We start from the raw sequence: 22,868 nt of genomic DNA on the forward strand, positions 1-22,868 counted from the left end.
TTTAAAATCTGTGTCGGAATGTGATTTGACAAAGGCATCTCAAGAGAGGAAAAAAATTATGCGACTATCTTTATTAATTAGTATGTTCCTGTTCACCACTCCTGTTGTCTGGGCAGTTTCCTACCCTCCACAGGTTCCTCCTCCACCGGTTGAAGATTTTACCTCTGTGGAGGCTTTCAGGTTTCGTGATGCCCAAGGGACAAACATGCCACCATTTATTCCGAAGTCATGGAAACTCATCAGTGTTTCCAATGGGGAAAAATCCAATTCCAACAATTTGTGGTTCAGGACAGCAATGGTTCTGTTTATCTGCTGCAGACCTTCACGTCCCAGAACAAACTTGTTATCCACGAATATTTTTATAAAATTCCGGCAAAATGACCGGCCTCCAGGATGAAGATGACCAGTAACGGTGACGACATACGCCCCTCTCCTGAGGCGATGCTCAAGTTGGCCCAAACCGAAGAGGTCACGGCTGAACTGGGCAAACTTAAGATCTTCCTCGGTTATGCTGCAGGGGTTGGTAAAACCTACGCCATGCTGGAAGCAGCTCGCAAGCGTAAGGCTGACGGCAGAGATGTTGTAGCAGGGTATGTGGAATCCCATGGACGTCCCGAAACCGACGCCTTGCTGGAAGGACTGGAGAGTACCCCACGCCGGCAGGTTATCTATTCCGGAGTTACATTGCCGGAAATGGACATTGACGCAATCCTTGAACGTCGCCCTCAGATAGTTCTGGTAGATGAGCTGGCCCATACAAATGCTCCCGGTTCACGCCACGAAAAGCGGTGGCAGGATGTCGAGGAATTGTTGGAAGCTGGCATTGACGTCTACACCTCAATCAATATTCAGCATTTCGAAAGTTTGAAGGATGTGGTCACGCAAATTACCGGAATCGTCGTTCGTGAGACCGTTCCTGATCGCCTGCTCGATTTGGCATTTGAAATCAAGCTGATCGATATCCCACCTGAAGACCTTATCCAGCGCCTGCACGAAGGAAAGGTCTACATCCCGGACCAGGCCGCAAAAGCCATAGAGAAATTTTTCAGGCCCGGCAACCTGATGGCCCTGCGGGAATTATCGCTACGACGCACAGCTTCCCGGGTTGATGAGCAGATGCGGGCCTACATGGAAAACCAGTCTATTTTAGGCCCCTGGCCCACAGCGGAACGGTTGCTGGTCTGCATCAGCGGCAGCCCCTACAGCGAAAAACTGCTTCGCGCCACCTGTCGACTGGCCGAAGACCTCAAAGCCCAGTGGTTCACGATCTATATTGAGACACCCGGCAGCGGGAAACATGCCAGGGAAAACAGAAAACGCATCTGGCATGACCTACGGCTGGCCGAAAGCCTGGGAGCCCAGGTTACGACTGTAACAGCAAGCGATGTCACCGATGCGGTAATGGAATATGCAAAGCGACACAATATAACCAAGATTGTAATGGGCAAACCCAGTAAACCCCGCTGGCGGGAAATTATCCAGCCTCCTGTCGTTGATCAGCTAATTCGCCGAAGCGGGGCCATTGATGTTGTCATTGTCAGCTTCAAACCCGAGGAGCTTGACAGGGTCCCAAAGGAACCCAGGCGATCACGTCCGTTTGAAGCGCGCGGTTATGCAGCCAGCCTGGCTCTCGTAACTGCCGCAACACTGCTCTGTGAGCTTCTGCGCCCCTTTCTGGCACCGACCAACATGGTCATGTTCTATCTGTTGGTGGTCGTTATCGCCTCTGTGCGCCTTGGCCGCAAACCCGCCATTGCCACCGCATTTCTCGGTGTTCTGGCCTTCGACTTCTTCTTTGTCCCCCCGCGCATGACATTTGTGGTTGCAGATACCCAGTATTTATTAACTTTTCTGGGGCTGTTCGTAGTGGGACTCGTGATCAGCACTCTGGTGGCCCGCGCCCGCGAACGGGCTGAGGTTATGCGCGCCCGGGAGATCCAGACTGCCAGCCTGTACTATCTCAGCCGCGATCTGGCGGCCTCGGCAGATATCGATGCAGTATTAAAGGCAGTAATCACAAATGTGGAAGAGGCTCTCAATGCCAGGGTGGTAATCCTGCTACCGGAAGGAGAGCGGCTTGATGTCGGCGCGGCCAGTGGGGGACTGACGCTGAATATCAAGGAGCAGGCGGTGGCTGATTGGGCTTTCCGCAACAGGCATTCTGCCGGGTGTGCCACTGACACGTTGGTTTCTGCCGAGCTGATTTACCTTCCACTTCAGACTCAGGACAGCGCCATGGGTGTTCTGGGCGTCCAGTTAGAGAGTCCTGAGGCATATCACTCACAGGATAACCGCCGCCTGCTGGATGCCTTTGCCACTCAGGCCGCCATGGCCATGGAACGAATCCGTTACTCCCGACAAGCGGAGCAGACGCAAATTCTCCAGGCACGGGAAAATCTTGAACGTGCACTGTTGAACTCAATTTCCCACGACTTAAGGACTCCATTGGTTTCCGTGACCGGTGCACTTCACAGCCTGAAAGAAAATGGTGACCATCTGGATGACGATACCCGCCAGGATTTGCTGGATTCAGCTTGTAGTGAAGCGCAACGTCTTAATCGTTTCGTCGGGAACTTGTTGGACATGACTCGAATTGAAGCAGGAGCAATTCGGTTGAACATCGAGTTGTGCGATATCCAGGATCTGGTGGGCTGCGCTTTGGCTGCAATAGAACAACGGATCGGCAACCGTCCGGTTGAGACCCACCTGTCTGATGACCTGCCGCTGGTACCCATGGATCTGGTGTTGATGACCCAGGTGCTGGTAAACCTCCTGGACAATGCGCATAAATATTCACTTGCCGAAAGTATCATCGAAATTGACGTTGCCGTCGATAACGGCTGGCTTTCACTGGAAGTTTCCGATAGAGGTCCGGGCGTACCGGAACATGATTTGAAGAGAATCTTTGACAAGTTCTATCGCATACCGGTTCCCGAGGGTGCCGGGGGAACCGGGCTGGGTCTGTCAATCTGCAAGGGAATTGTCGAGGCCCACGGAGGAAGGGTGCATGCTGAAAATCGTAGTGGCGGTGGCCTTAGGGTAATTATCTGTCTGCCACTGGCTAAATCGGAGAACACGGATTCAACTTCACCCGCAGGAGGCGCTGGCACCGACCATGGCTAAAGACCAGAGCATTGTGGTCTGCCTCTCCGGACGGGGTGACAAGGACATGCACACCGTGGCGGAAGCCATGGGAGTAAGTTTTTAAGTTCGATCTGATCTATAAATCCTCTGGCTTAACTTCAAAAACAGAAATGCCCGCACGATCGCATCATGCCGGGCATTCTAGTATCAATTTAGCCTTCTCTTTCAATAACTTTGAGAAGCAAGTATTTTAGCCATTTCATCCGAAGAGTACACCGATATCCGTGAGTTTTTGAAATCCTTCTGGTTGCGCGTTACGATGGCTTCAGCTCCTACATGCCGGGCTGCTTCGTGAATCACGGCGTCTTCGAAATCATTAAAATCAGCAACAAGAGCAGCTTCGAGAACAAGCCTGTTAACAGGCGCCACCTCAAACAGACTCAGTAGCTTCTTTATTTCTTCCTGTGCCCTTGGCCCACCTAACGCTTTAGATACAAGATAATATACGGTCGTTATTGTAGTGCTACACAGATACCCAATAATGGTCCCATCTTCCACCCTGGAAAATAGTTCAGCCGCGGAATCTGCGAACGGCATCCGGTCCATGAGCACATCAAGAACTATGTTGGTATCCAGGAGTAATTTCAAAGGTGCTTTTCCTCCAGATATTTTTTGTAATCCTTTTCGTCAAGCTTTGAATCCCGCAAAAGTCCTCGAAGAGATTGGGTAATTGGCGTTGAAGGTGGGGTTGGATTGATCTTCTGAGATGTAAGCAATTTGAAGTATTCCGCAACTATTTGGGAAACTGATTTTCCTGCTTGTGCTGCGTAAGACTTTGCTTGCTCAATTAGCTGATCCTCAAGACGAAGAGTAAGTTTCGTTTGCATGGCACCTCCCAAAAAAACCAAGTGACGTATATAATAAATATCAATATACGTCACTTGGTTTTTAGTGTCAATCTGGCTTTGCAACCCGCCAAAGAAGTGTTATCGCATGAAAAAAACTATTTCAGTTTCAATGGCAGATCATTGTGCAACCCGCTGCAAAAAGCCAGTACCTCCTCCACCCGCACCACAAGGCGGGTGAGAACCTGCGGTTGACCTTGCGCCTCCTCGCCTGGCGTGTAACCATCCAGGATCGCAGCGTCCACCGTGTTGACTATCTTGCCTATAAATTGATAGCCGGTTCCAATGTCCTGCTTCAGGACCGCCACTGCCACCCATGGATTTCTAGCCGCGTTTTGCAGGGTCGTCTGACAAAACCAGTTTTCAAACACCAGCTCGCCATTAATGTGCTTCAGATCCGTGCCGAGAGCCAGATGGGGAATGCCGGTATCATCAGTGGTGGCCACAACTGCCAGTGGGACAACTCTTATGAATTGCTGAATCTCTTCGCTGAGCATGATGTGCCCCCTCAGGAAATTGATCATCCTTACCTCCACAATACCACCGTCCGCCTGCTGTGCAATTTATGCTGGTTTATTGCAGTAATTCCGGATGAACAAACCTGTCACAAGATGCTCTTGCCGAAAACAGAAGCAACCAGCTCGCATACCACCACCGCGCTGTGGTTGCGACTATCCAGGATCGGATTGATTTCAACAATGTCCAGGGAACAAAGCCTTCGGTTATCAGCAATTATCTCCATAAGAAGCTGTGCTTCCCGATAAGAAACTCCGCCGGGTGAGGGGGTACCTACGCCGGGAACTTCTATAGGATCAAGGACATCGGCATCGAGACTCACATGGATCCGTTCATGGTGCCCCAGAAAGTCGAGACTCTGCCTCGCAATGTTCCCCATGCCCCGTTCATCGATGTCGCGCATGGTAAAGACGGTGATTCCCTTTTCCTTCAACCGGAGTCGCTCCTTCGGATCGATCTCCCGAACACCGATCAGCACCAGATCCTCTACTTTCAGCTTGGCACCCTTCCTGCCCACATTAACAAGCCGGCTGTAACCATCACCCAGCAGATGAGCCAGCGGCATTCCATGGATGTTGCCGGAGGGTGAGCTCTTGGGGGTGTTGAAGTCGGCATGGGCATCGATGTAAATCACCCCTGCCGGCTCATGATGGGTAATGCCGCCGATAGTGCCCATGGCCAGCGAATGATCTCCGCCGATGAAAACGGGAATAAAGCCCTGCTCCACCGCTTCACGCGCCGCGTGATAGGCAGCCTTGCATACCCGCGTTATGGCAGCGAGATAGTGAAGGTCTCGCTCCTTCTCAAGAATCTCCCGAACCGGTACAAAAAGATTGCCGCAATCCTCGACCTCATACCCCAGCTTCCTCAACCGCATCGCCAGCCCTGCGTAGCGCACGGCGCTGGGACCCATGTCTACTCCACGGTGTGCCTGCCCAAGATCAAGCGGCACCCCTATCAGCCGGATCGTTTTTTTCACGCTACCCTCGCCTTCTCCACGATCACTCCTTCAGCAGGTTATTGAAGAGATTCACCATGAAGTCCTGCGCATTGGTGAGAATCGCCTGGGCCTGGGCGGAGCCGCGGTTGGCCAGCTTGTCGGCGCTGAATTCGCTCATGTCCACGAGATATAAAAATACCGGTCGCACTTCCCCCCCAAGCAGTACCCGATAACCGGGAAGCATGTTACCAAACGCAATCGAATGGAGCTGGGTCGCCACGGCGATGACAGTGGTGGCGCGTCGGGCCTGGTTCCGCATGGCATCCTGAGCCTGACACACATCGGTAATTACTTCGGGGAGCGGTCCGTCATCCCGTATCGAACCGGCCAGGACGTAGGGAATGCCATACTTTTCACAGGCACAGATGATGCCGTCAGACAACCCCAGCGCTGCAATGGCCGCTTTTATGGAGCCGTGCAGCCGCACGCGGTTGATGATCTCCAGGTGATTGTAATGGCCATGTGGTGCGAGCTTCTGGGTATAGATGTCCTGCCCGAGACCGGTTCCGAACAATGCCGCCTCGAGGTCGTGGGTCGCCAGCGCATTCCCTGCCAGCAAAGCGTGGCAGTACCCATTCTCGATCAGCCCCTGCATGGCGCTGCGGCTGTCCCTGTCAAAGACGACCGCCGGCCCAAGCACCCACACGATGTGGCCGTGATCCCGGTCGTGGCGCAGGACCTGGTAAAGATCGTCATAGGAGCGGGAGAAGGGGGTTTCACGGGTGCCCCGGGTGCGGAAGGAAAATTTTTCATCATCAACAACCTCAGGGACAGCGAACCCATAGGGGTGGACGTAAATGCCCTCCTCGCCGTTCTCGGTTCGCCCCACGACAACCGGATCCCCTTTCTTGAGCCTTCTGGCTTCCACGACCTCCACCGCGCCGTCGCGCAGCACGACCACCCCATCCATGCGGCTCTCGGCAATGAGGAGCCAGTTCCCATTCCCCAGATGAAGATACTCCGGATGATTTGAGGTCCCATGGAAATCCAGCGGAGCCACTCCATCGAGCGGCGCTGGTTTCGTTGTGACCTTGGGAGCATGTACCAGCTCCGGAATGGAAAAGTCCGGTGGACAGTAGCGCGGCCAGAGTGACATCTTGTTCCTCCTGTCGTGGAATCAGCCGGAAAGCCAGTTCTAGTACCGTGTAACTCTTATTTTTCGCACCACGGCTTCCCCCCTCCCAACCTCCCCCTTTAGGCCCTGTGGGTCCGCTGGAGGGAGGAGCGTGTTCCCTCCCCTGGAGGGGGAGGGTTAGGGAGGGGGTTTTAGATGTTACAGCGCACTAGATGCTCTGGCTGTTAAGTTTCACGAAGTACCTATCCCTCCGTAACATCCACCTGTCGGTCCTTAATGAATGTCCCCTGCTCCAGCTCTGCGAATGCCTGCTGAAGCTCTTCCTGGCTGTTCATCACGATCGGCCCGTACCAGGCGACCGGCTCACCGATCGGTTTGCCCGAGATGAGCAGGAAGCGAACCGGAATTCCCCTGGTGGTGATAACCACCTCATCTCCATCACCGAAGAGCACCAAGTCTTCGGCACAGCAGACACATTTCCTGCGCTCAAAATCAAAGTAGTTCTGCCCCACCACTTCATGGCCATAGGCATCCCGCTGCGGATCAAAATATCCCTCCCCCTCCACCACATAGGCAAATGCGGTATAGCCTTGCCTGATGGGATGGGTGAAGGTTGTCTCCGCCGGCACTTTGACATCCAGATACTGCGGATCAACGATCACATCAGAAACCGGACCTTTCACCCCGTCGACCTCACCGCAGATCACCTTGATCGCGACCCCGTCCAATCGGGTAAATTCAGGGATCACTGCCGCGCCAAAGCCCTGGTAGCGCGGGTTCATCATTTTGTGGGAAGCCGGAAGGTTCGCCCAGAGTTGGAAGCCCCACAAGACACCATCCTTATCACCACGAGGCATTTCCTGATGAATGATGCCGCTGCCGGTGGTCATCCATTGAATATCCCCCGCTTCGATGACACCACTGTTTTTCATGCTGTCCCCATGTTCCACACGCCCTTTGAACATGTAGGTGATGGTTTCTATACCGCGGTGAGGATGCCAGGGAAAGCCCTTCAGGTAGTGCTGCGGATCATCGGAATGAAAATCATCCAGCATCAGAAACGGATCAAATTCCGGCACCTGATAATAGCCAAAGGCCCGCTTCAGATGAACTCCCGCCCCTTCAACCGTCGGCCTGCTTTTGGAAACTTTTTTGATTGTTCGTACTGAAGTCATAGTCTTCTCCTGTGCTATTTCTCGGTTGCTTGCCTATTCTTTTTCTCCCGAAGGATGCCAGTAGCGGAAGAGCAGATTTAAATTGTTCTGGAGGACGAAACCTCTGGCCCCAAGCTAATCCTAAAGAGATGAACCACAAGGCTGGCGAAACTTTTTCTCGCAACTATTTTGTCAATTGTACCATCTCAGCGGAAGTAGCGAGAAAACAACTCAATGAAATGACAGCAGGTTCTGAACATCCGGTGCTAACAATGGCGCCATCGGAGATGGATTGCCCACACCATCGCCGAACGTCTAGCTGCAATTTTCACCACCAGCAGATCAGCAGTCGGCTTCTGAGTAAGTTCCCTGCGACTCCGCTCAGGGAACGGACGTCGCTAAGCGGAGTTGAAGCGAATCAGCGGAGTTATTCCCTACGAAGCGCTACCGCAGGCAGGGTCAATGCTGACCATTAACAGTGGTAGCCAGAACCCCGGGAACTTTAAATTACACAATTGCTTCGTTACGATTCATCCGTTTTTCGATGGCAATGGGAGGGTAGGCCGTATCCTCCTGCCATTGATGCTGGATGCGGAAGGTTATCCGCCGGTTTATTTGTCAGGCTATTTGAAGGATAATCAGAGAGAATATTACGACACGCTGGCAGGGTGCAACTCCAGGGGAAATGAGCAGAGTGGATCAAGTTTTTCGCAATTGATGTCGATGCTGCTGTCCAGGAGTCTATCAGCACGGTGCTAAGGCTAGGAGCAATCCTCCGGAAGTGGAAAGAAATTGTGACGGGACTTGGGCTGCGTCGCCAGTCTGTTTTGTACAAGTTTCCCAAACTATGCTTGGAACCCCAGTTTTGACAGCGCACAAAGCCAGGATGCTCTTGGTATTTCCTTCCCGTCGGCCAGTGCGGCGTTGACTCTTTTAGAAGAAAAGGGAATTTTGGTACAGCGGGAAAAACACCAGAGGTACAGAACTTTTTATGCTAAGGACGTGATTGAATTGCTGAACAGGCAACCGGCAGGAGCAGCTGGATCAGGCATGACCCGATTGGTTGAAGGTTAAGTGCCCTAACTTCATTAGCACCGATTTGTACGGTGGGAATGGTGGAAGAATCAGTATGAAATAAATTAGTGGCAAAATCCTTCATCGCTTAAATACTCCGCGAGATGTGCCAGCATAGAGAGTGTGATTGTCAGCGCGGTCTATTACTATTGAATAGATCATAAGTCCTTCAATACCTTCATTCATAAGAGTCCAACTCCCACCTCCATCCACAGATTTAAAAAAATTATTACCAATGGAAGTACCTTGGAGTCCTCCTCCTGCATATATTGTCTGAGGATCGTTAGAATCAATGGCAAGCGTTTCTATTGATTCACTAATACCTTTATTCAAAGGATTCCAACTCATGCCACTGTCTACTGTTTTCCATATTCGAGTGGAACCACCATCGTATGCTAAAATATACACTATAGAATTGTTATAAGGATGGAGATAAACGGAGCGAATCCGTTGTCCAAATTCCATAGATTCCCACGTTAAGCCATCATCAAAAGACTTCAGAATACCTACGTTAGTTCCGGCGACAATCATTTTTCCATCATTTGAAATTGCAAGAGTATAGCTTTCAGCGTCAACTACTTTATTCCAACTATTACCGCCATCATTTGTTTTATAAATTCCACCTGAAAAAGTTCCGTTATTTTCAGCGCTAAGGTAAGCAGCTTCCTTGTTTCTTGGATCTATAACAATTGAAGTTATTCCAGACCCAAATGGTTCTAAGACTTCAAAAAAATTACCTCCGTCAGTTGATTTTAAAAATTTTCCGGACAATGTTCCATTTATTGGGTATCCGGTATAAAGGACAGTACCATCCTGATAAATGGCAAAGAACACAGTAAAACCATTATATATTTTATTCCAATTCAACTCTTTTATATTTTTTTTGTAAACACCATCATAAGTAGTAGCGAAAATAGAATTATTCGATGGTAACTGTGTTAAGTTAAATGAGGCCTGTTCCTCAAGGCCGATTTGTTTCCATTTGCTTAGCTTACTTTCAGAATCACCTGAGCAACCACAGAGACAAAGAATCATAAATATAGGAATAAATAAAGTTTTCAAGATAAGCCTTTTGGGTAGATGATAAATAAAGAGAAGTGGAAATGAAAACTTGTTTATAGTTGCATGTTTGCTTGCACGTGCGCGTGAACTTTTGGAATCACCCTGATCATGAAGAACCCGCAGGCTTTGCCAGACAACCAGCACCACCCATGGATCTTAAAATGACTACACGAATAACACAATTTCTAATATTTCCTCAGTAAATCTCATTGTTCCTCCTCTACCCTAATGTTGCTGCTCTCCATGACCAGCTTGCTCTTGATAACCTTCACCAAGTTCTTCCTGCCAGAGTACCAGCTTAACTGCCGAAATAAGTAAGTAAGAAGCATTGCGATGATTAGCGTGTGGGAATGTCGTGAGAAAAAAAATCCCATATGCGGCACAGCTTGAAGTGATGTTTTACTGCCGGTACACTTGCTGGAGAACGAACGACATGGGAGGAGGCCGTGATATTCCCAGAAGGAAACTGGGCAGGACCGGTGAAGAGGTGACCATTATCGGCCTGGGGGGTGAAGGGATATTACGTATCCTGGAACGTGGGACGTGGGACCTGGAACCAGGAATGGCACAAACCAATCCCCAATCCCCAGCCCCCGGTCCCGGGTGATTTAACCCTTGAATCCAAAGGAGGCGAAGTGGGAAGCATTGCCGATCTCTCCGTTAACCGAAGGAGGCGGTGCAGCCAGGAACACGGCCAGGGCCGCCGCTCTCGTGGCGGGATCAAGTGCGCCCTGCTGTTTGAAATCCACGAAGCGTTGCCACGTATGGGTGCCCAGAGCCTGGGGTCCGGCAGCGCGGATCTGCTCCTGCATAGAGGTGTCTATCACCCCCGGATCGAGTCCGTTTACGCGGATGCCATCCTGCTCCAGTTCCAGTGCCAGCATGCGGGTCAGCTGGTTCAGGCCGGCCTTGCCGATGCAGTACATGCCGAAGGGGGAGAGCACCGAGCTTCCCAGACTGGAGGTGACGTTGATGATCGCCCCGCCGACTCTCTTCAGATAGGGAATCGCCTCCCGGGCCAAAAGAAAGGCTCCCTTCAGATTGATCCCCAGGGCGACATCCCATTCCGTAGCGCTCACATCCCCTAACCGCCGGAATGGCCCAACCACGGCCGCATTATTCATCAGTATATGGATCCCGCCGAAACGCTCCACCGTGGCCGCCACCACGCGCCGCGCCGTTTCCTCCAGCGCCACATCCCCCACCAGGGGCAGACATCTCGCCCGGCCAATCAGGTCAGCCACCTCTACCAGTTCGCCTTCCGTGCGGCTGACGACCGCGACGGATGCCCCCTGTACAGCAAAGGCCAGCGCGGCGGCCCGTCCCAGCCCACGCCCTCCCCCGGTTATAACTGCCACCTTGCCGGCCAGCCTTGTGCCGTCAGTCATAGATACCTCCATCGTGATAATGCAGCTCTATCGGAGTGTATTTACATTCGAAGGCGACCGACTGCTCCAGGTTGCCCTCACACAAAAGTATAGCTGACGGCTGAAATTAATTCATATTTTAACAATTTCAGTATCATTAAAAGCTTGATTATACTGGCATTTTTTGTTGACCGATCCCCCAACTTCGCCTATAAGGATAAACTCTGTTTTACACAGCAAAACCCATTGTTACTTTTCATCACAAGGAGGAAAACAGAATGCATCTTGTGGATCAGATCAAGGAGAAGGCCCGGAAAAACCTGCAGACAGTGGTGCTGCCGGAGAGTTACGACGAGCGCATGCTGTTTGCAGCCGAAAAGATCGTCAAGGAAGGACTGGCGAAGATCATCATTCTGGGTGACCCTGCAAAAATCCAGGCCGAGGCGACCGCCAAAGGGGTCGATTTGACCGGTGTGGAACTGCTTAATCCGGCGACATCGCCCAAACTGGAGCAATATGTTGCCGATTTTGTTGAACTGCGCAAAAGTAAGGGTATAACAGCCGATGAGGCCCGGAAACTGCTAACTGGCGAGGATAACCTTTACTACGCCGGCATGATGGTCCGCAACGGCGATGCAGGGGGAGAAGTAGCCGGGGCAACCGGGACAACCGGAAATGTGCTTAAGGCTGCCTTTCAGACCGTGGGTCCTGCTAAAGGCATCAAGACCGTTTCCTCATTTTTCCTCATGGTCACCAAGACCCCCAGCTTTGGCGAAAATGGCATTGTGTTGTTCGCAGACTGCGCCGTGAATCCCAATCCCGATGCCCAGGCTCTGGCTGAGATCGCCGTGGCAACGGCCGGCAACTGCAAGGCATTCCTTGATGTGGAAGCCCGGGTGGGCATGCTCTCTTTCTCAACAAAGGGAAGCGCCACCCATCCCGACTGCGACAAGGTGCTCAAAGCGATGGAAATCGCCAAGCAGATCCAGCCCGACCTGCTGATCGACGGAGAACTGCAGGCTGATGCTGCCCTGCTCCCCAAGGTTGGCGAGAAAAAAGCACCAGGCAGCCCAGTGGCAGGCAAGGCCAATGTTCTGATCTTCCCTGATCTCGATGCCGGTAACATCGGCTATAAACTGGTAGAGCGTGTTGCAGGTGCCGAGGCTGTCGGTCCCATCATCCAGGGTCTGGCAAAGCCGGTCAACGACCTTTCCCGCGGCTGCTCCATCGATGATATCGTCAATGTCACCGCTATCACTGCCGTACAGGCTGCCCAAGGGTAGTAGGAATCAGTTTGATTGCTGTATAATTAAAGGCGCATCCGAATCGGGTGCGCCTTCTTCATTTGCAAGCCTTGAGGAGACAGGAATGGTTACCACCCTCGTACAAATAATGATGATTCTGGCCCTGGCTCTTCCCTGTGCGGCTGCTGATTCCGCCAAAGAAGGTATCCGGGAGGTCGGGCAGGGGCTGAAGAAGATCGGCACCGAAACCGGTAAGGCCGCCAAAAAAGGAGGCAAGGAGATCGGTCAGGCTTTCAAGGAAGGGGGCAAAGAGATCGGCACGGGGGCCAAAAAGATCGGCAAGGATACGGGGCAGACTATCAAACAGGAAACCAGGGAAGCCGGCCAGGCAGCTAAAAAAACAGGAAAAACCATGGGCGACTGGTTCAGGAACCTGGGGAATTCTTTCAAGCGGTTCTTCACCGGCAGCTAGCTCATCTTAAGAGGCTGTTGAACAAGCTGTTAATCGGCATACGGCAGCGGATCGCTCAATCCCGCCTCGCTGAATCCCTTCAAGCGCAACCGGCAGGAATCACATCGACCGCAGGACAAGCCTTCCGGTGTAGGATCATAGCAGGAGTGAGTCAGACCATAATCCACCCCCAGGGCAACGCCGGCCTTTATGATCTCGGCCTTGGTCATGGCAATCAACGGGGTGTGGATGTGGAAGCCGCCGCCACCTTCCACTCCGGCTTTGGTGGCCAGATTAGCCATGGTCTCAAATGCGGCGATGTATTCGGGGCGGCAGTCGGGGTAGCCGGAGTAATCCAAAGCATTAACCCCGATGTAGATATCCGAGGCACCCAACGTTTCAGCCCATCCCAGGGCAAATGAGAGAAAAATGGTGTTGCGGGCCGGCACGTAGGTCACCGGAATCTCGTTCCCCACCCCCTCCTTGGGCACATCGATATCAGCAGTGAGAGCGCTGCCTCCCATCATCCTGAGATCAAACTCCACCACCAGATGTTCCACCGCACCCAGACGCTTGGCATTGGCCTTGGCCACTTGCAGTTCGTGGCCATGACGCTGGCCATAAGCAAAGCTGATGGCATAGGGCGCAAAACCGTCGCGGATGGCCATTGCAAGGCAGGTACTGGAATCGAGTCCGCTACTGTAAAGGATGACTGCTTTGGGTTGCATGAATACCTCTTCTGAAGGTTTTTTTAGGATGACCGGGAACTTTTTTTCGTGATAGTATCAGAAAATCGAAGCTGGTAAATTCAAAAAAGGGGATTTCATGAAAAAGCACACCCTCCTGACAATTACATTTGCAACAGTAGTTACCACCGCTGCAGTAGCAACTGCGATGCCCAGCATGGCTGGCAAAGCAGCGGCACCAGCGGCATCCGCAGCCCAAGGTACTGAACCTCTTTCCGGAAAAGTGCTGCAAACCATGAACAGCGGCGGATACAGCTATGTATTCCTGGAGAAGAAAGACGGTAAAAAAGTCTGGGTTGCCGTAGGTGAAACACCCATTAAAGTTGGCGACAAAATCGCCTTCAAGCCTGGAATGGAAATGGCTAATTTCCAGAGCAAGAGCTTGAAACGCACCTTTGACTCCATCATCTTCTCCGACGGTGTTGCCAGCACTACTGCTGCTGCCTCAGGGACCGCTGCCAAGGCTGCAGATTCCAAACAGGCTGCCTCTCCCGGCAGCAAAGGTGCTGCCACTGCAAAAGAAAAAATCTCCGTTCCCAAGGCAACCGGAGCCAATGCCTACACAGTGGAAGGAATTTTCGGCAACAGCGCAAAGCTTGACAAGAAACAGGTTGTTGTAAAAGGAAAAGTGGTCAAGGTTTCCAGCGGCATCATGGGCAAAAACTGGATACATATTCAGGACGGTACCGGCAGCCAGGCAAAAGCCAACCACAACCTGGTCTGCACTTCAGATGAGACAGCCAACATTGGCGATGTAATCACCGTTACCGGTACACTTGCAAAAGACAAGGACTTCGGCGCCGGATACAAATACAACGCCATCGTGGAAAATGCCAAATTCAAGAAATAACCATCCTCATCGCTGACACACAACAAAAGCCCCTCCCCCTGGAGGGGCTTTTGTTATTCTCACAGACATGTTCAAGCAGAGACCTCTGAAATGACAGACACCCTCCTCCGCCGCCATTACGAAATATACCCCTATCCCCATTATCCGCTGATTGCTACAGTGCGACACTGTGACACCTATGCTCTCAACCTTGACGCACTCTGGGCCCGCTTCAATGGTGTACTGCCGCCTGCAGCAAGCAAAAAAATCCTGATTGCCGGATGCGGAAGTTTTAGCCCCTATCCTTTTGCCGTAGCCAACCCCGCTGTTCCGATCACTGCCCTGGATCTTTCACGGCCCAGTCTCCGGCGGGCCCGCCTGCACTGCCTACTGCACGGAAGACTGAATGTCACCTGCCAGGCGGGGGACCTGCTTGACCCTCAGGTAGCTGGGGAAGAATTCTCACTAATTGATGCCTATGGTGTCCTGCATCATCTGGAAGATCCGGCAGCGGGCCTGCAAGCCCTTGCTCAACGGCTTGCGAAAGGAGGCATCCTGCGGGTAATGGTCTACAGTCGTTATGCCCGCAGGGAAGAGGAATCCATCAGGAGGGCCTTCAGGCTCCTCAAAATATCTGATCCGGTCACCGTGCGAGGATTGCTTAAACGTGCGGCACCAGATTCCCGCTTGCACCGCTTTGCAGAGACATCACCCGAAGCAGGTTTTGAAGCAGGGCTTGCGGACAGCCTCTTGCATCCCAGGGTGACGACCTACCGCATCAATGAGTTCATGCAGATGGTAGCTCAGTCAGGCCTGCAACCACTGCTTTTTGCACATCATGGTGCTCTTGAGAATGTCAGCCTGGAAGTACAGCGTATTCGCCTGTTGGAAACAGAGCGCACTTCCCCCGGCAACTTCATCCTCTATCTGGGCAAACAGACCACCGGCCCCTGTGCAAGCAGTGAGTCCCACGTCATGCTCAATCCTTGCCTGACCGAGAGTATCAGGCCCTGGAAATTGACTCCGCTCTCCATTGCCCCTCGTCTGGGTCACCACATGCCCACACTGGGATTCAGCCAGAAAAAATTCCTACGACGGTTCATCCGCCCTGTTCCCTGGAACTCCCTTTCGGCTGATGATCAACGAGCAGTAGAAGTTTACATACAAGGGTCGTTTCTGCTACAGTACCGCGTTTAATGAACCACACTACCCACAGAGGCATGTACAAATGGCAGAGCAAACCCCCATGATGCGCCAGTACCTGGAGATCAAGTCCGGATACCCGGATGCGATCCTCTTTTTCCGCATGGGGGACTTTTACGAGATGTTCCTGGATGATGCCCTGATTGCCGCGCGCATCCTCGACATTACCCTGACCTCCCGAAACAAGGGCAGCGGCGATGAAATCCCTTTCTGTGGCGTTCCGTACCATTCTGTCACACCATATATTGCAAAACTGATCGAGACCGGACACAAGGTGGCCATTTGCGAGCAGGTGGAGGATCCCAAGCAGACCAAGGGGATCGTCAGGCGCGAAGTGGTCAGGGTTATTACGCCAGGCCTGCTGATTGAAGCCGAGAGTCTCGCTCCGGATGAAAACAACTACCTCCTGGCTCTCTGTCAGGGTGAAGGAGATCAGTGGGGCATTGCCTGGCTGGACCTTTCCACCGGTGAATTCCGCGTCACCGAATTGAACGGAGGACCGGCAGCAGCCGCAGAGGCTGTCTGTGTACATCCCCGGGAAATTCTGCTTGGCGAGGGAGTGGAGCTGGAAACCCTGCCGGCAGACCTGCGGGATTTTGTGACCGATAAAATCGTTTCCCGCGCTCCGGCCTGGGTCTACGAAAGAGACTATACTCGCTCGCTGGTCTGCGACCAGTTCGGTGCGGCTTCTCCGGAATCACTGGGGCTGGAACAGATGCCGTGGGGGCTGATTGCTGCCGGTGCGGCGTTGCATTATCTAAGGGAAAATCGTAAATCCGCCATTCCCCACATACGTGAGATCAAGGTCTACCAGCGCTCAGAACATCTGGCCCTGGACCCTGCCACCCGCCGCAATCTTGAAATTACAGCGACCATGTCCGAAGGCAAGAAAAATGGTTCTCTGCTGGGCTGCCTGGACAGAACCTCCACCTCCATGGGGGCCAGACGCCTTAAGCAGTGGCTCAGCTATCCTCTGGTGGGGTTGGAGCCGATCCGGCAGCGTCTCTACGCAGTGGAAGAACTACTGGAACAGGCTGGAGTCAGGGAAGAACTGGTTGCACAGCTGAAGGGCATTGCAGACCTGGAGCGGCTTAATGGACGCATCGGCATGGCCAGTGCCGGCGGTCGGGACCTGCGCGCCATGCACGACTCCCTGCAACGGATTCCGGCTCTGGTGGACCTGCTGGCGCCACTGCAGAGCGACCTGCTACGCTCCCTCTGCACGGCAATAGACCCGCTGGATGAACTCCGCAATTTAATAGAGCGCGGCATTGTCGAAAGTCCCCCTTTCTCCCTGCGCGAAGGGGGCATCATCGCCACCGGGTACAATGAGGAACTGGACGAGTTGCGCGCCATCAGCCGGGAGGGAAAGGGATTCATTGCACGGCTGGAGGCCCAGGAACGGGCCCGCACCGGCATATCTTCACTCAAGATTCGCTATAACAAGGTCTTTGGATACTCGATCGAGATTACCAAAAGCAACCTCGCCAATGTACCGGAAGATTATATCCGTCGCCAGACACTGGCCAATGCTGAGCGCTACATCACCCAGGAGCTGAAAAACTACGAAGAAAAAATCCTGGGAGCCGAGGATCGTATCTGCGAGCTCGAGTTCACTCTCTTTCAGGAAATCCGCGAGCAGGTGGCAGCCCAATCAGGACGCATTGCCCGCACAGCCGATGGTCTGGCGTCACTCGATGTACTGGTTTCACTGGCACTGGTGGCTGACGAGCGCGGCTATACCAAGCCGCAGGTGGATGAGTCAGACAGCATCGAAATCACTGACGGACGACATCCGGTCATCGAAAGCATGAAACTGGGTGAGCGTTTCGTGCCCAATGACACCCGACTGGATGGCGCTGAAAATCAGATCCTGATGATCACCGGTCCCAACATGGCAGGCAAGTCAACTTACATGCGCCAGGTTGCACTGATCACGCTGATGGCTCAAGCCGGCAGCTTCGTGCCTGCGGCTGCGGCCCGCATCGGTATTGCCGACCGCATCTTCACCCGTGTCGGTGCCGGAGACAACCTGGCACGCGGCCAGTCAACCTTCATGCTGGAGATGATGGAGGCAGCCGGTATCCTGCGCAACGCCACCCCTCGCAGCCTGATCGTGATGGACGAGATCGGCCGGGGCACCTCCACCTTTGACGGAGTTTCCATTGCCTGGGCAGTGGCCGAATTTATCCACGACACCCCCACCTGCCGCTCCAGGACCCTGTTCGCCACCCATTACCATGAGCTTGCCGAACTGGCGACAACACGGGAACGGATTAAGAATTACACCGTTGCAGTACGGGAATGGAACGACCAGGTCATCTTCCTGCGCACCATCGTCCCTGGCAGCGCCTCACACTCCTACGGCATACAGGTGGCTCGTCTTGCAGGCATGCCCCGTGACGTGATCGAGCGCGCAAAAGAAATTCTGCATAATCTGGAACGAGGCGAGTACGAAGAAGGTGCTCCCCGCCTGGCCAAGAGCCGCAAAACCAAATCCACCGAAGCTTCTCCGCAGTTTACTTTGTTTGAAAGCAACGAAGATCTTTTGCGTCAGCGGTTGAAGAAACTGAATCTTTCTGTCACCACTCCCCTGGAAGCACTCAACCTGCTCGACGAACTGAAAAAAATGATTTAAGGGCTCACCCTATGCACAAATTAGTTCGGACAATTGCCTGCCTGCTGTGCCTCTCCCTGGTATTTCCCTTGATTGCATTTGCTGCAAAGAAAAAGGATACAAAGCAACCTATATTCAGTGGACATTCATCCACTTCGACACGCCCCACTGCTCTGCTGAGCGAGATGAAACACTGGTCAAACCCTGATTACACCAGAATTTCTCTTGATCTGAATCAGGATGTAACCTGGGAAGCCCACGAACTGGGCAAAGGGGGAGCAGGAAGACCGGGAAGGATCTATATCGACATCAACCGGACCAGGCTGGCACGGGGTGTAAAGGATATCACCATCGAAGACGGCCTGCTGAAGGGCGCACGCATCGGCCAGTATAAACCGGACGTGGTAAGAGTGGTTCTAGATACTGAGAACATCAAGGACTACAAGGTATTTTCTCTTTCCGACCCGTCTCGCCTGGTGATTGATGTACGAGGTGTACGTCCCACTGAAATCTCACGCCTCGAAAAGTCTATTACCGCGGCATTACCGATGCCTGCAGAAGCGAAACGTGAAGAAGCGGTGATTGTTGAGAAAAAGCCCAAACCGTTAAAAAAGCCGTTGATTTCCAAAATCCGTCGCATTGTTGTCGATCCGGGTCATGGTGGTCACGACCCAGGTGCTGTCGGCCCCAATGGTGTCCAGGAAAAAGACGTGGTTCTTGCCATTGGACTAAAATTACGCGAATTACTCAAGGAGGAGTTGGGCCTGGATGTGGTTATGACACGCTCCACGGATGTCTTCATTCCACTTGAGGAACGTACTGCCATAGCCAACAAGGTTAATGCCGACCTGTTCGTCTCAGTCCATGCAAACGCCGCCGTTAACCGGAGTGCCGCCGGTATTGAAACCTATTATCTAAGCCTTGCCAAAACTGAGAAAACGGCCCAACTGGCTGCCAAGGAAAACGGTACTACGCTGGAGAAGGTCAGCGTCCTGCAGGCAATTCTGTTCGATCTGATGGCCAACTACAAGCTGAACGATTCGGCCCATCTGGCAGAAGAAGTTCAGAAGTCACTGCACAAAAAAATCCGCGGAAAATACGCGGATGCCAGGAACCTGGGGGTTAAGCAGGGTCCGTTTTATGTTCTGGTAGGCGCGACGATGCCGAGTATCCTCGTTGAAACCGCCTTTGTGAGCAATGTCCAGGAAGAATCACGCCTGAAAGATCCAGCCTATCAGGATATGACGGCCGAAGGCATTCTTGAAGGTGTTCGAACGTATATATCGAGTGTGAAGTAAGATGTCCGGCACTCTATTTATAGTAGCTACCCCGATTGGAAATCTGGAAGACATGACCTATCGGGCTGTGCGCACCCTGGCCCAGGTTGATCTGATTGCTGCCGAAGATACGCGCCACTCCCTCAAGTTGCTTAACCACTTCAATATTTCCAAGCCGCTTACTTCATACTTTGATCACAACCAGCAGTTCAAGGGAGAGCGCATACTGAACGCACTGCGCCAGGGAAAATCTGTTGCGCTGATCTCAGACGCCGGCACACCCTGCGTTTCCGATCCCGGATATCACCTGGTCCGTGATGCAGTGGCCGAAGGCATTTCAGTTGTTCCCATACCCGGTTGCAGTGCGGCAATTACCGCAATCTCCGTCTCCGGTCTGCCCAGCGACACTTTCACTTTTGCCGGTTTCCCCCCCTCACGCCAGGGGAAACGCCGGGGATTTCTGGTAAAGGTGACCGACTTGCCCGGCACCCTTGTACTCTACGAGGCACCCCATCGCCTTGAAGAAACACTGCAGGACATACTTCACGTTCTCGGAGAGCGTCAGGTCGTCGTCGCTCGGGAACTGACAAAAATCTACGAGGAGTGCATCCGAGGCACAGTATCCGAAGTCATGGCCTCTGTAGCCAAGGGCAAAGTACGCGGCGAGGTTGTTATCCTGATCGCACCCGGCGAACCTGTTCAGGAGGAAACTGAACCACTTGATAAGACGCTCCATCGCCTTCTGTACGAGGAACAACTTTCCGTAAAAGATGCTGCCCGCAAGGCAGCCGAAATTACAGGTGTCACGCGCAACGAAGCCTATTCTGAGGCCCTGCGCTTGAAAAACGAGGGCGGCCAGATATAATAGTGCTGGAATTTTTATTGGGTACTATGTTATAGCTCCACGTTAAAACAACCCGCTTGGGAGGGTAAAAAGTAATGAAAATATGTATTTTCGGCGCAGGGTATGTCGGCCTAGTTGCTGCTGCCTGCTTTGCCGAAAGCGGCAATACCGTCACTGCCGTTGATGTGGATGAAACCAAAATTGAAGCGCTCAAACAAGGCAATATTCCCATCTATGAACCGGGCCTCAAAGAAATGATTCTCCGGAATCTTGCGGAAGGCCGGCTTTCTTTTACCACCAATGCCACCGAAGCTATACAGTCTTCCCTGGTCAGTTTCATTGCTGTCGGAACTCCGCCAGGCGAGGATGGTTCAGCAGACCTTAAATACGTACTGGAGGTGGCCAGCGAAATCGGCCGCGCCATGACCGGTTTCAAAATTGTTGTAGACAAATCCACTGTACCGGTCGGCACTGCCGACAAGGTTCGAGCCGCAATCTCGGAACAGCTGAATATAAGGGGTGTCGACCTGGAATTCGATGTTGTTTCCAACCCGGAGCTCCTCAAGGAAGGCGCTGCCATCGAAGACTTCATGAAACCGGACCGGGTGGTCATCGGTACCGACAATGTCCGCACCGCTGAAATCATGAAGGAGCTTTACGATCCCTTCATGCGCAAGCAGAACCGGATGATCGTCATGGACATCCGCAGCGCAGAAATGACGAAATATGCTGCAAATGCAATGCTGGCGACCCGCATATCATTCATGAACCAGATCGCCAACCTGTGTGACCACATGGGCGCGGATGTATCTGCAGTGCGCGAGGGAATCGGTTCTGATTCACGCATTGGTTACGACTTCCTCTTTCCCGGCCCCGGCTACGGCGGATCCTGCTTTCCCAAAGATGTCAAAGCCTTGGTCAGAACAGCCGAAGAGTGTAATTACGATTTTCTGTTACTGAAGGCTGTGGAAGAGGTCAACGAACGCCAGAAAGAAGTTCTGGCAGACCGACTGATCCGTGAACTTGGTGCACCCAATCAGGCGCAACCGCTGGCTGGAAGAATCATCGCCTGTTGGGGGTTGTCCTTCAAACCTCGCACCGATGATATGCGCGAGGCTCCGGCAATCACCATAATCGAACGACTGTTGGCTGCCGGCGCCACTGTCAGGGCACACGACCCCGAAGCAATCAAAGAAGCCAAAAAGGTTTTCGGTGACCGCATCGAGTTCAGCCACAACCAGTACGAAATACTTGATAATGCTGATGCCCTGACCATTATTACCGACTGGAACGAGTATCGCAATCCTGACTTCGATCGCATAAAAGCATCCCTTAAAAACGCCACCATCGTCGATGGCCGCAACCTTTACAAACCCAAACGTATGGCTGCTGCCGGATTTCGCTACCTCCCCCTGGGACGTAATGGCCATGGTATCAGCCAGGAAGGGCACTGATTATGCGCGTTCTTGTTACTGGCGGAGCCGGATTCATCGGATCGCATCTCTGCGAACGATTACTTGATGGAGGGCATGATGTAATCTGCCTGGACAACTTCTTCACCGGAAGCAAAGACAACATAATTCACCTGATGGACAACCACCGCTTCGAGCTGGTGCGCCATGACATCGTCGAACCGATCCTACTGGAAGTCGATCGCATCTACAATCTTGCCTGTCCCGCCTCCCCGGTGCATTACCAGTACAACCCTGTTAAAACGGTAAAGACCAGCGTTATGGGCACCATCAATATGCTGGGGCTTGCCAAACGGGTGAAGGCTCGCATTTTACAAGCTTCGACTTCCGAAGTGTACGGCGATCCCCAGGTGCATCCCCAGTCCGAAAGTTACTGGGGGAACGTCAATCCGATCGGCATCCGCAGTTGCTATGATGAGGGCAAGCGTGTGGCGGAAACCCTGATGATGGACTATCATCGCCAAAACGGGGTGGACATCCGCATCATCCGTATCTTCAACACCTATGGGCCACGCATGGCAGAGAATGATGGTCGTGTTGTCTCCAACTTCATCCTTCAAGCCTTGCGGAATGAAGACATTACCGTATATGGCAATGGTTCCCAGACACGCTCTTTTTGTTATGTATCAGATCTGGTGGAAGGGATGATCCGCATGATGGAATGCGAGGATTTCATAGGGCCGGTCAACCTGGGGAATCCCGTTGAAAACACAATCCTTGAGTTTGCAGAGAAAATCATTACAATAACCAAATCGCGCTCCAAAATCGTTTTCAATCCCCTGCCGCAGGACGACCCCAAACAGCGTCGTCCGATAATTGACCTAGCGGGAGAGAAACTGGGCTGGAATCCACAGGTTGCCCTTAACGACGGCCTTCTGGCAACCGCCGATTATTTCAAAAAACGCATTAATCAGGTCTGACACCGTGAAATTGCGCCTCCAGAGAAGA

21 protein-coding genes are annotated in these 22,868 nt (G+C 52.7%); 12 read left to right on the forward strand and 9 right to left on the reverse strand.

Features of this window, described 5'->3' with window-relative positions; genetic code table 11:
- Positions 1-399 precede the first annotated feature (399 nt).
- Positions 400-3,123 carry a DUF4118 domain-containing protein gene (locus KJB30_RS05280; protein ID WP_214296900.1) on the forward strand — a complete coding sequence of 908 codons (2,724 nt, stop codon included), beginning with the start codon at positions 400-402 and terminating at the stop codon, positions 3,121-3,123.
- A gap of 186 nt (positions 3,124-3,309) precedes the next feature.
- On the opposite strand, the gene KJB30_RS05285 is transcribed toward KJB30_RS05280, so the two are convergent.
- From KJB30_RS05285 to KJB30_RS05310, 6 genes are all read right to left on the reverse strand, one after another.
- On the reverse strand, positions 3,310-3,732 hold the full coding sequence (locus tag KJB30_RS05285; protein ID WP_214296901.1) for a PIN domain-containing protein: 423 nt from the start codon (positions 3,730-3,732) through the stop codon (positions 3,310-3,312).
- Entirely contained in the window at positions 3,729-3,971 is a 243-nt protein-coding gene (locus tag KJB30_RS05290; RefSeq protein ID WP_214296902.1) for a DUF6364 family protein, read from the reverse strand. The genes KJB30_RS05285 and KJB30_RS05290 overlap by 4 nt, the downstream gene beginning before the upstream one ends.
- 116 nt (positions 3,972-4,087) lie before the next feature.
- Positions 4,088-4,513: a pyridoxamine 5'-phosphate oxidase family protein gene (locus KJB30_RS05295; protein WP_246545519.1), complete on the reverse strand. Its 426-nt coding sequence runs from the start codon at positions 4,511-4,513 to the stop codon at positions 4,088-4,090.
- A gap of 80 nt (positions 4,514-4,593) precedes the next feature.
- Complete coding sequence (gene rocF / locus KJB30_RS05300; protein WP_214296903.1) at positions 4,594-5,484, reverse strand: arginase; 891 nt, start codon at positions 5,482-5,484, stop codon at positions 4,594-4,596.
- Between the two features lie 22 nt (positions 5,485-5,506).
- Complete coding sequence (locus KJB30_RS05305; protein ID WP_214296904.1) at positions 5,507-6,601, reverse strand: putative NPN-dependent ornithine cyclodeaminase; 1,095 nt, start codon at positions 6,599-6,601, stop codon at positions 5,507-5,509.
- 221 nt (positions 6,602-6,822) lie between these two features.
- Positions 6,823-7,755: a pirin family protein gene (locus KJB30_RS05310; RefSeq protein WP_214296905.1), complete on the reverse strand. Its 933-nt coding sequence runs from the start codon at positions 7,753-7,755 to the stop codon at positions 6,823-6,825.
- 441 nt (positions 7,756-8,196) lie between these two features.
- Between KJB30_RS05310 and KJB30_RS18395 the strand changes: the two genes are divergently transcribed.
- The gene (locus KJB30_RS18395; protein ID WP_214296906.1) at positions 8,197-8,493 is read left to right on the forward strand and encodes a Fic family protein; all 297 of its coding nucleotides are present in this window, start codon (positions 8,197-8,199) and stop codon (positions 8,491-8,493) included.
- A gap of 396 nt (positions 8,494-8,889) precedes the next feature.
- Here the strand turns inward: KJB30_RS18395 and KJB30_RS05320 are convergent, their stop codons facing one another.
- Positions 8,890-10,017, reverse strand: coding sequence for a WD40/YVTN/BNR-like repeat-containing protein (locus tag KJB30_RS05320; RefSeq protein ID WP_214296907.1), 1,128 nt, complete (start codon positions 10,015-10,017; stop codon positions 8,890-8,892).
- A 286-nt stretch (positions 10,018-10,303) separates the two neighbouring features.
- On the opposite strand from KJB30_RS05320, the gene KJB30_RS05325 reads away from it, so the two are divergent.
- Positions 10,304-10,477, forward strand: coding sequence for a hypothetical protein (locus tag KJB30_RS05325; protein ID WP_214296908.1), 174 nt, complete (start codon positions 10,304-10,306; stop codon positions 10,475-10,477).
- Between the two features lies 1 nt (position 10,478).
- Here KJB30_RS05325 and KJB30_RS05330 read toward each other — a convergent pair whose 3' ends face one another.
- Positions 10,479-11,258, reverse strand: a complete 780-nt coding sequence (locus KJB30_RS05330; RefSeq protein ID WP_214296909.1) for an SDR family NAD(P)-dependent oxidoreductase — start codon at positions 11,256-11,258, stop codon at positions 10,479-10,481.
- A 257-nt stretch (positions 11,259-11,515) separates the two neighbouring features.
- Here KJB30_RS05330 and pta point away from each other — a divergent pair, with 257 nt between their 5' ends.
- On the forward strand, positions 11,516-12,520 hold the full coding sequence (gene pta / locus KJB30_RS05335; RefSeq protein WP_214296910.1) for a phosphate acetyltransferase: 1,005 nt from the start codon (positions 11,516-11,518) through the stop codon (positions 12,518-12,520).
- A gap of 85 nt (positions 12,521-12,605) precedes the next feature.
- Entirely contained in the window at positions 12,606-12,953 is a 348-nt protein-coding gene (locus KJB30_RS05340; protein ID WP_246545520.1) for a hypothetical protein, read from the forward strand.
- A gap of 29 nt (positions 12,954-12,982) precedes the next feature.
- Here KJB30_RS05340 and queC read toward each other — a convergent pair whose 3' ends face one another.
- Positions 12,983-13,660, reverse strand: a complete 678-nt coding sequence (gene queC / locus KJB30_RS05345) for a 7-cyano-7-deazaguanine synthase QueC (protein ID WP_214296911.1) — start codon at positions 13,658-13,660, stop codon at positions 12,983-12,985.
- Between the two features lie 97 nt (positions 13,661-13,757).
- Here queC and KJB30_RS05350 point away from each other — a divergent pair, with 97 nt between their 5' ends.
- The 7 genes from KJB30_RS05350 (at position 13,758) to KJB30_RS05380 (ending at position 22,840) form a co-directional block, all read left to right on the forward strand.
- Positions 13,758-14,528 (forward strand): DNA-binding protein, encoded by a 771-nt coding sequence (locus KJB30_RS05350; protein ID WP_214296912.1) that lies wholly within the window; start codon positions 13,758-13,760, stop codon positions 14,526-14,528.
- Positions 14,529-14,618: 90 nt separating this feature from the next.
- Positions 14,619-15,704, forward strand: a complete 1,086-nt coding sequence (locus tag KJB30_RS05355; RefSeq protein WP_214296913.1) for a class I SAM-dependent methyltransferase — start codon at positions 14,619-14,621, stop codon at positions 15,702-15,704.
- A 31-nt stretch (positions 15,705-15,735) separates the two neighbouring features.
- Positions 15,736-18,348 (forward strand): DNA mismatch repair protein MutS, encoded by a 2,613-nt coding sequence (gene mutS / locus KJB30_RS05360; RefSeq protein ID WP_214296914.1) that lies wholly within the window; start codon positions 15,736-15,738, stop codon positions 18,346-18,348.
- 11 nt (positions 18,349-18,359) lie between these two features.
- Positions 18,360-19,625 (forward strand): N-acetylmuramoyl-L-alanine amidase, encoded by a 1,266-nt coding sequence (locus tag KJB30_RS05365; RefSeq protein WP_214296915.1) that lies wholly within the window; start codon positions 18,360-18,362, stop codon positions 19,623-19,625.
- Position 19,626: 1 nt separating this feature from the next.
- Complete coding sequence (gene rsmI / locus KJB30_RS05370) at positions 19,627-20,469, forward strand: 16S rRNA (cytidine(1402)-2'-O)-methyltransferase (protein ID WP_214296916.1); 843 nt, start codon at positions 19,627-19,629, stop codon at positions 20,467-20,469.
- Positions 20,470-20,543: 74 nt separating this feature from the next.
- A complete protein-coding gene (locus KJB30_RS05375) occupies positions 20,544-21,902 on the forward strand; it encodes a UDP-glucose dehydrogenase family protein (protein ID WP_214296917.1) in 1,359 nt (452 codons plus the stop codon).
- A gap of 2 nt (positions 21,903-21,904) precedes the next feature.
- Positions 21,905-22,840 (forward strand): UDP-glucuronic acid decarboxylase family protein, encoded by a 936-nt coding sequence (locus KJB30_RS05380; protein ID WP_214296918.1) that lies wholly within the window; start codon positions 21,905-21,907, stop codon positions 22,838-22,840.
- Positions 22,841-22,868: the final 28 nt, after the last annotated feature.

It is taken from the genome of Pelotalea chapellei (assembly GCF_018531195.1).
In the GTDB taxonomy this organism is placed as follows: domain Bacteria; phylum Desulfobacterota; class Desulfuromonadia; order Geobacterales; family Pseudopelobacteraceae; genus Pelotalea; species Pelotalea chapellei.

Bases quoted from the DNA above. Each gene is read 5' to 3' on its own strand.
- KJB30_RS05350 (WP_214296912.1), top strand. From the start codon at position 13,758: ATGAAAAAGCACACCCTCCTGACAATTACATTTGCAACAGTAGTTACC.
- KJB30_RS05290 (WP_214296902.1), bottom strand. From the start codon at position 3,971: ATGCAAACGAAACTTACTCTTCGTCTTGAGGATCAGCTAATTGAGCAA.
- queC (WP_214296911.1), bottom strand. From the start codon at position 13,660: ATGCAACCCAAAGCAGTCATCCTTTACAGTAGCGGACTCGATTCCAGT.
- KJB30_RS05325 (WP_214296908.1), top strand. From the start codon at position 10,304: ATGGGAGGAGGCCGTGATATTCCCAGAAGGAAACTGGGCAGGACCGGT.
- KJB30_RS05330 (WP_214296909.1), bottom strand. From the start codon at position 11,258: ATGACTGACGGCACAAGGCTGGCCGGCAAGGTGGCAGTTATAACCGGG.
- rsmI (WP_214296916.1), top strand. From the start codon at position 19,627: ATGTCCGGCACTCTATTTATAGTAGCTACCCCGATTGGAAATCTGGAA.
- KJB30_RS05310 (WP_214296905.1), bottom strand. From the start codon at position 7,755: ATGACTTCAGTACGAACAATCAAAAAAGTTTCCAAAAGCAGGCCGACG.
- KJB30_RS18395 (WP_214296906.1), top strand. From the start codon at position 8,197: ATGCTGACCATTAACAGTGGTAGCCAGAACCCCGGGAACTTTAAATTA.
- KJB30_RS05295 (WP_246545519.1), bottom strand. From the start codon at position 4,513: ATGATCAATTTCCTGAGGGGGCACATCATGCTCAGCGAAGAGATTCAG.
- mutS (WP_214296914.1), top strand. From the start codon at position 15,736: ATGGCAGAGCAAACCCCCATGATGCGCCAGTACCTGGAGATCAAGTCC.
- KJB30_RS05305 (WP_214296904.1), bottom strand. From the start codon at position 6,601: ATGTCACTCTGGCCGCGCTACTGTCCACCGGACTTTTCCATTCCGGAG.
- KJB30_RS05380 (WP_214296918.1), top strand. From the start codon at position 21,905: ATGCGCGTTCTTGTTACTGGCGGAGCCGGATTCATCGGATCGCATCTC.
- KJB30_RS05375 (WP_214296917.1), top strand. From the start codon at position 20,544: ATGAAAATATGTATTTTCGGCGCAGGGTATGTCGGCCTAGTTGCTGCT.
- KJB30_RS05280 (WP_214296900.1), top strand. From the start codon at position 400: ATGACCAGTAACGGTGACGACATACGCCCCTCTCCTGAGGCGATGCTC.
- KJB30_RS05340 (WP_246545520.1), top strand. From the start codon at position 12,606: ATGGTTACCACCCTCGTACAAATAATGATGATTCTGGCCCTGGCTCTT.
- pta (WP_214296910.1), top strand. From the start codon at position 11,516: ATGCATCTTGTGGATCAGATCAAGGAGAAGGCCCGGAAAAACCTGCAG.
- KJB30_RS05365 (WP_214296915.1), top strand. From the start codon at position 18,360: ATGCACAAATTAGTTCGGACAATTGCCTGCCTGCTGTGCCTCTCCCTG.
- KJB30_RS05355 (WP_214296913.1), top strand. From the start codon at position 14,619: ATGACAGACACCCTCCTCCGCCGCCATTACGAAATATACCCCTATCCC.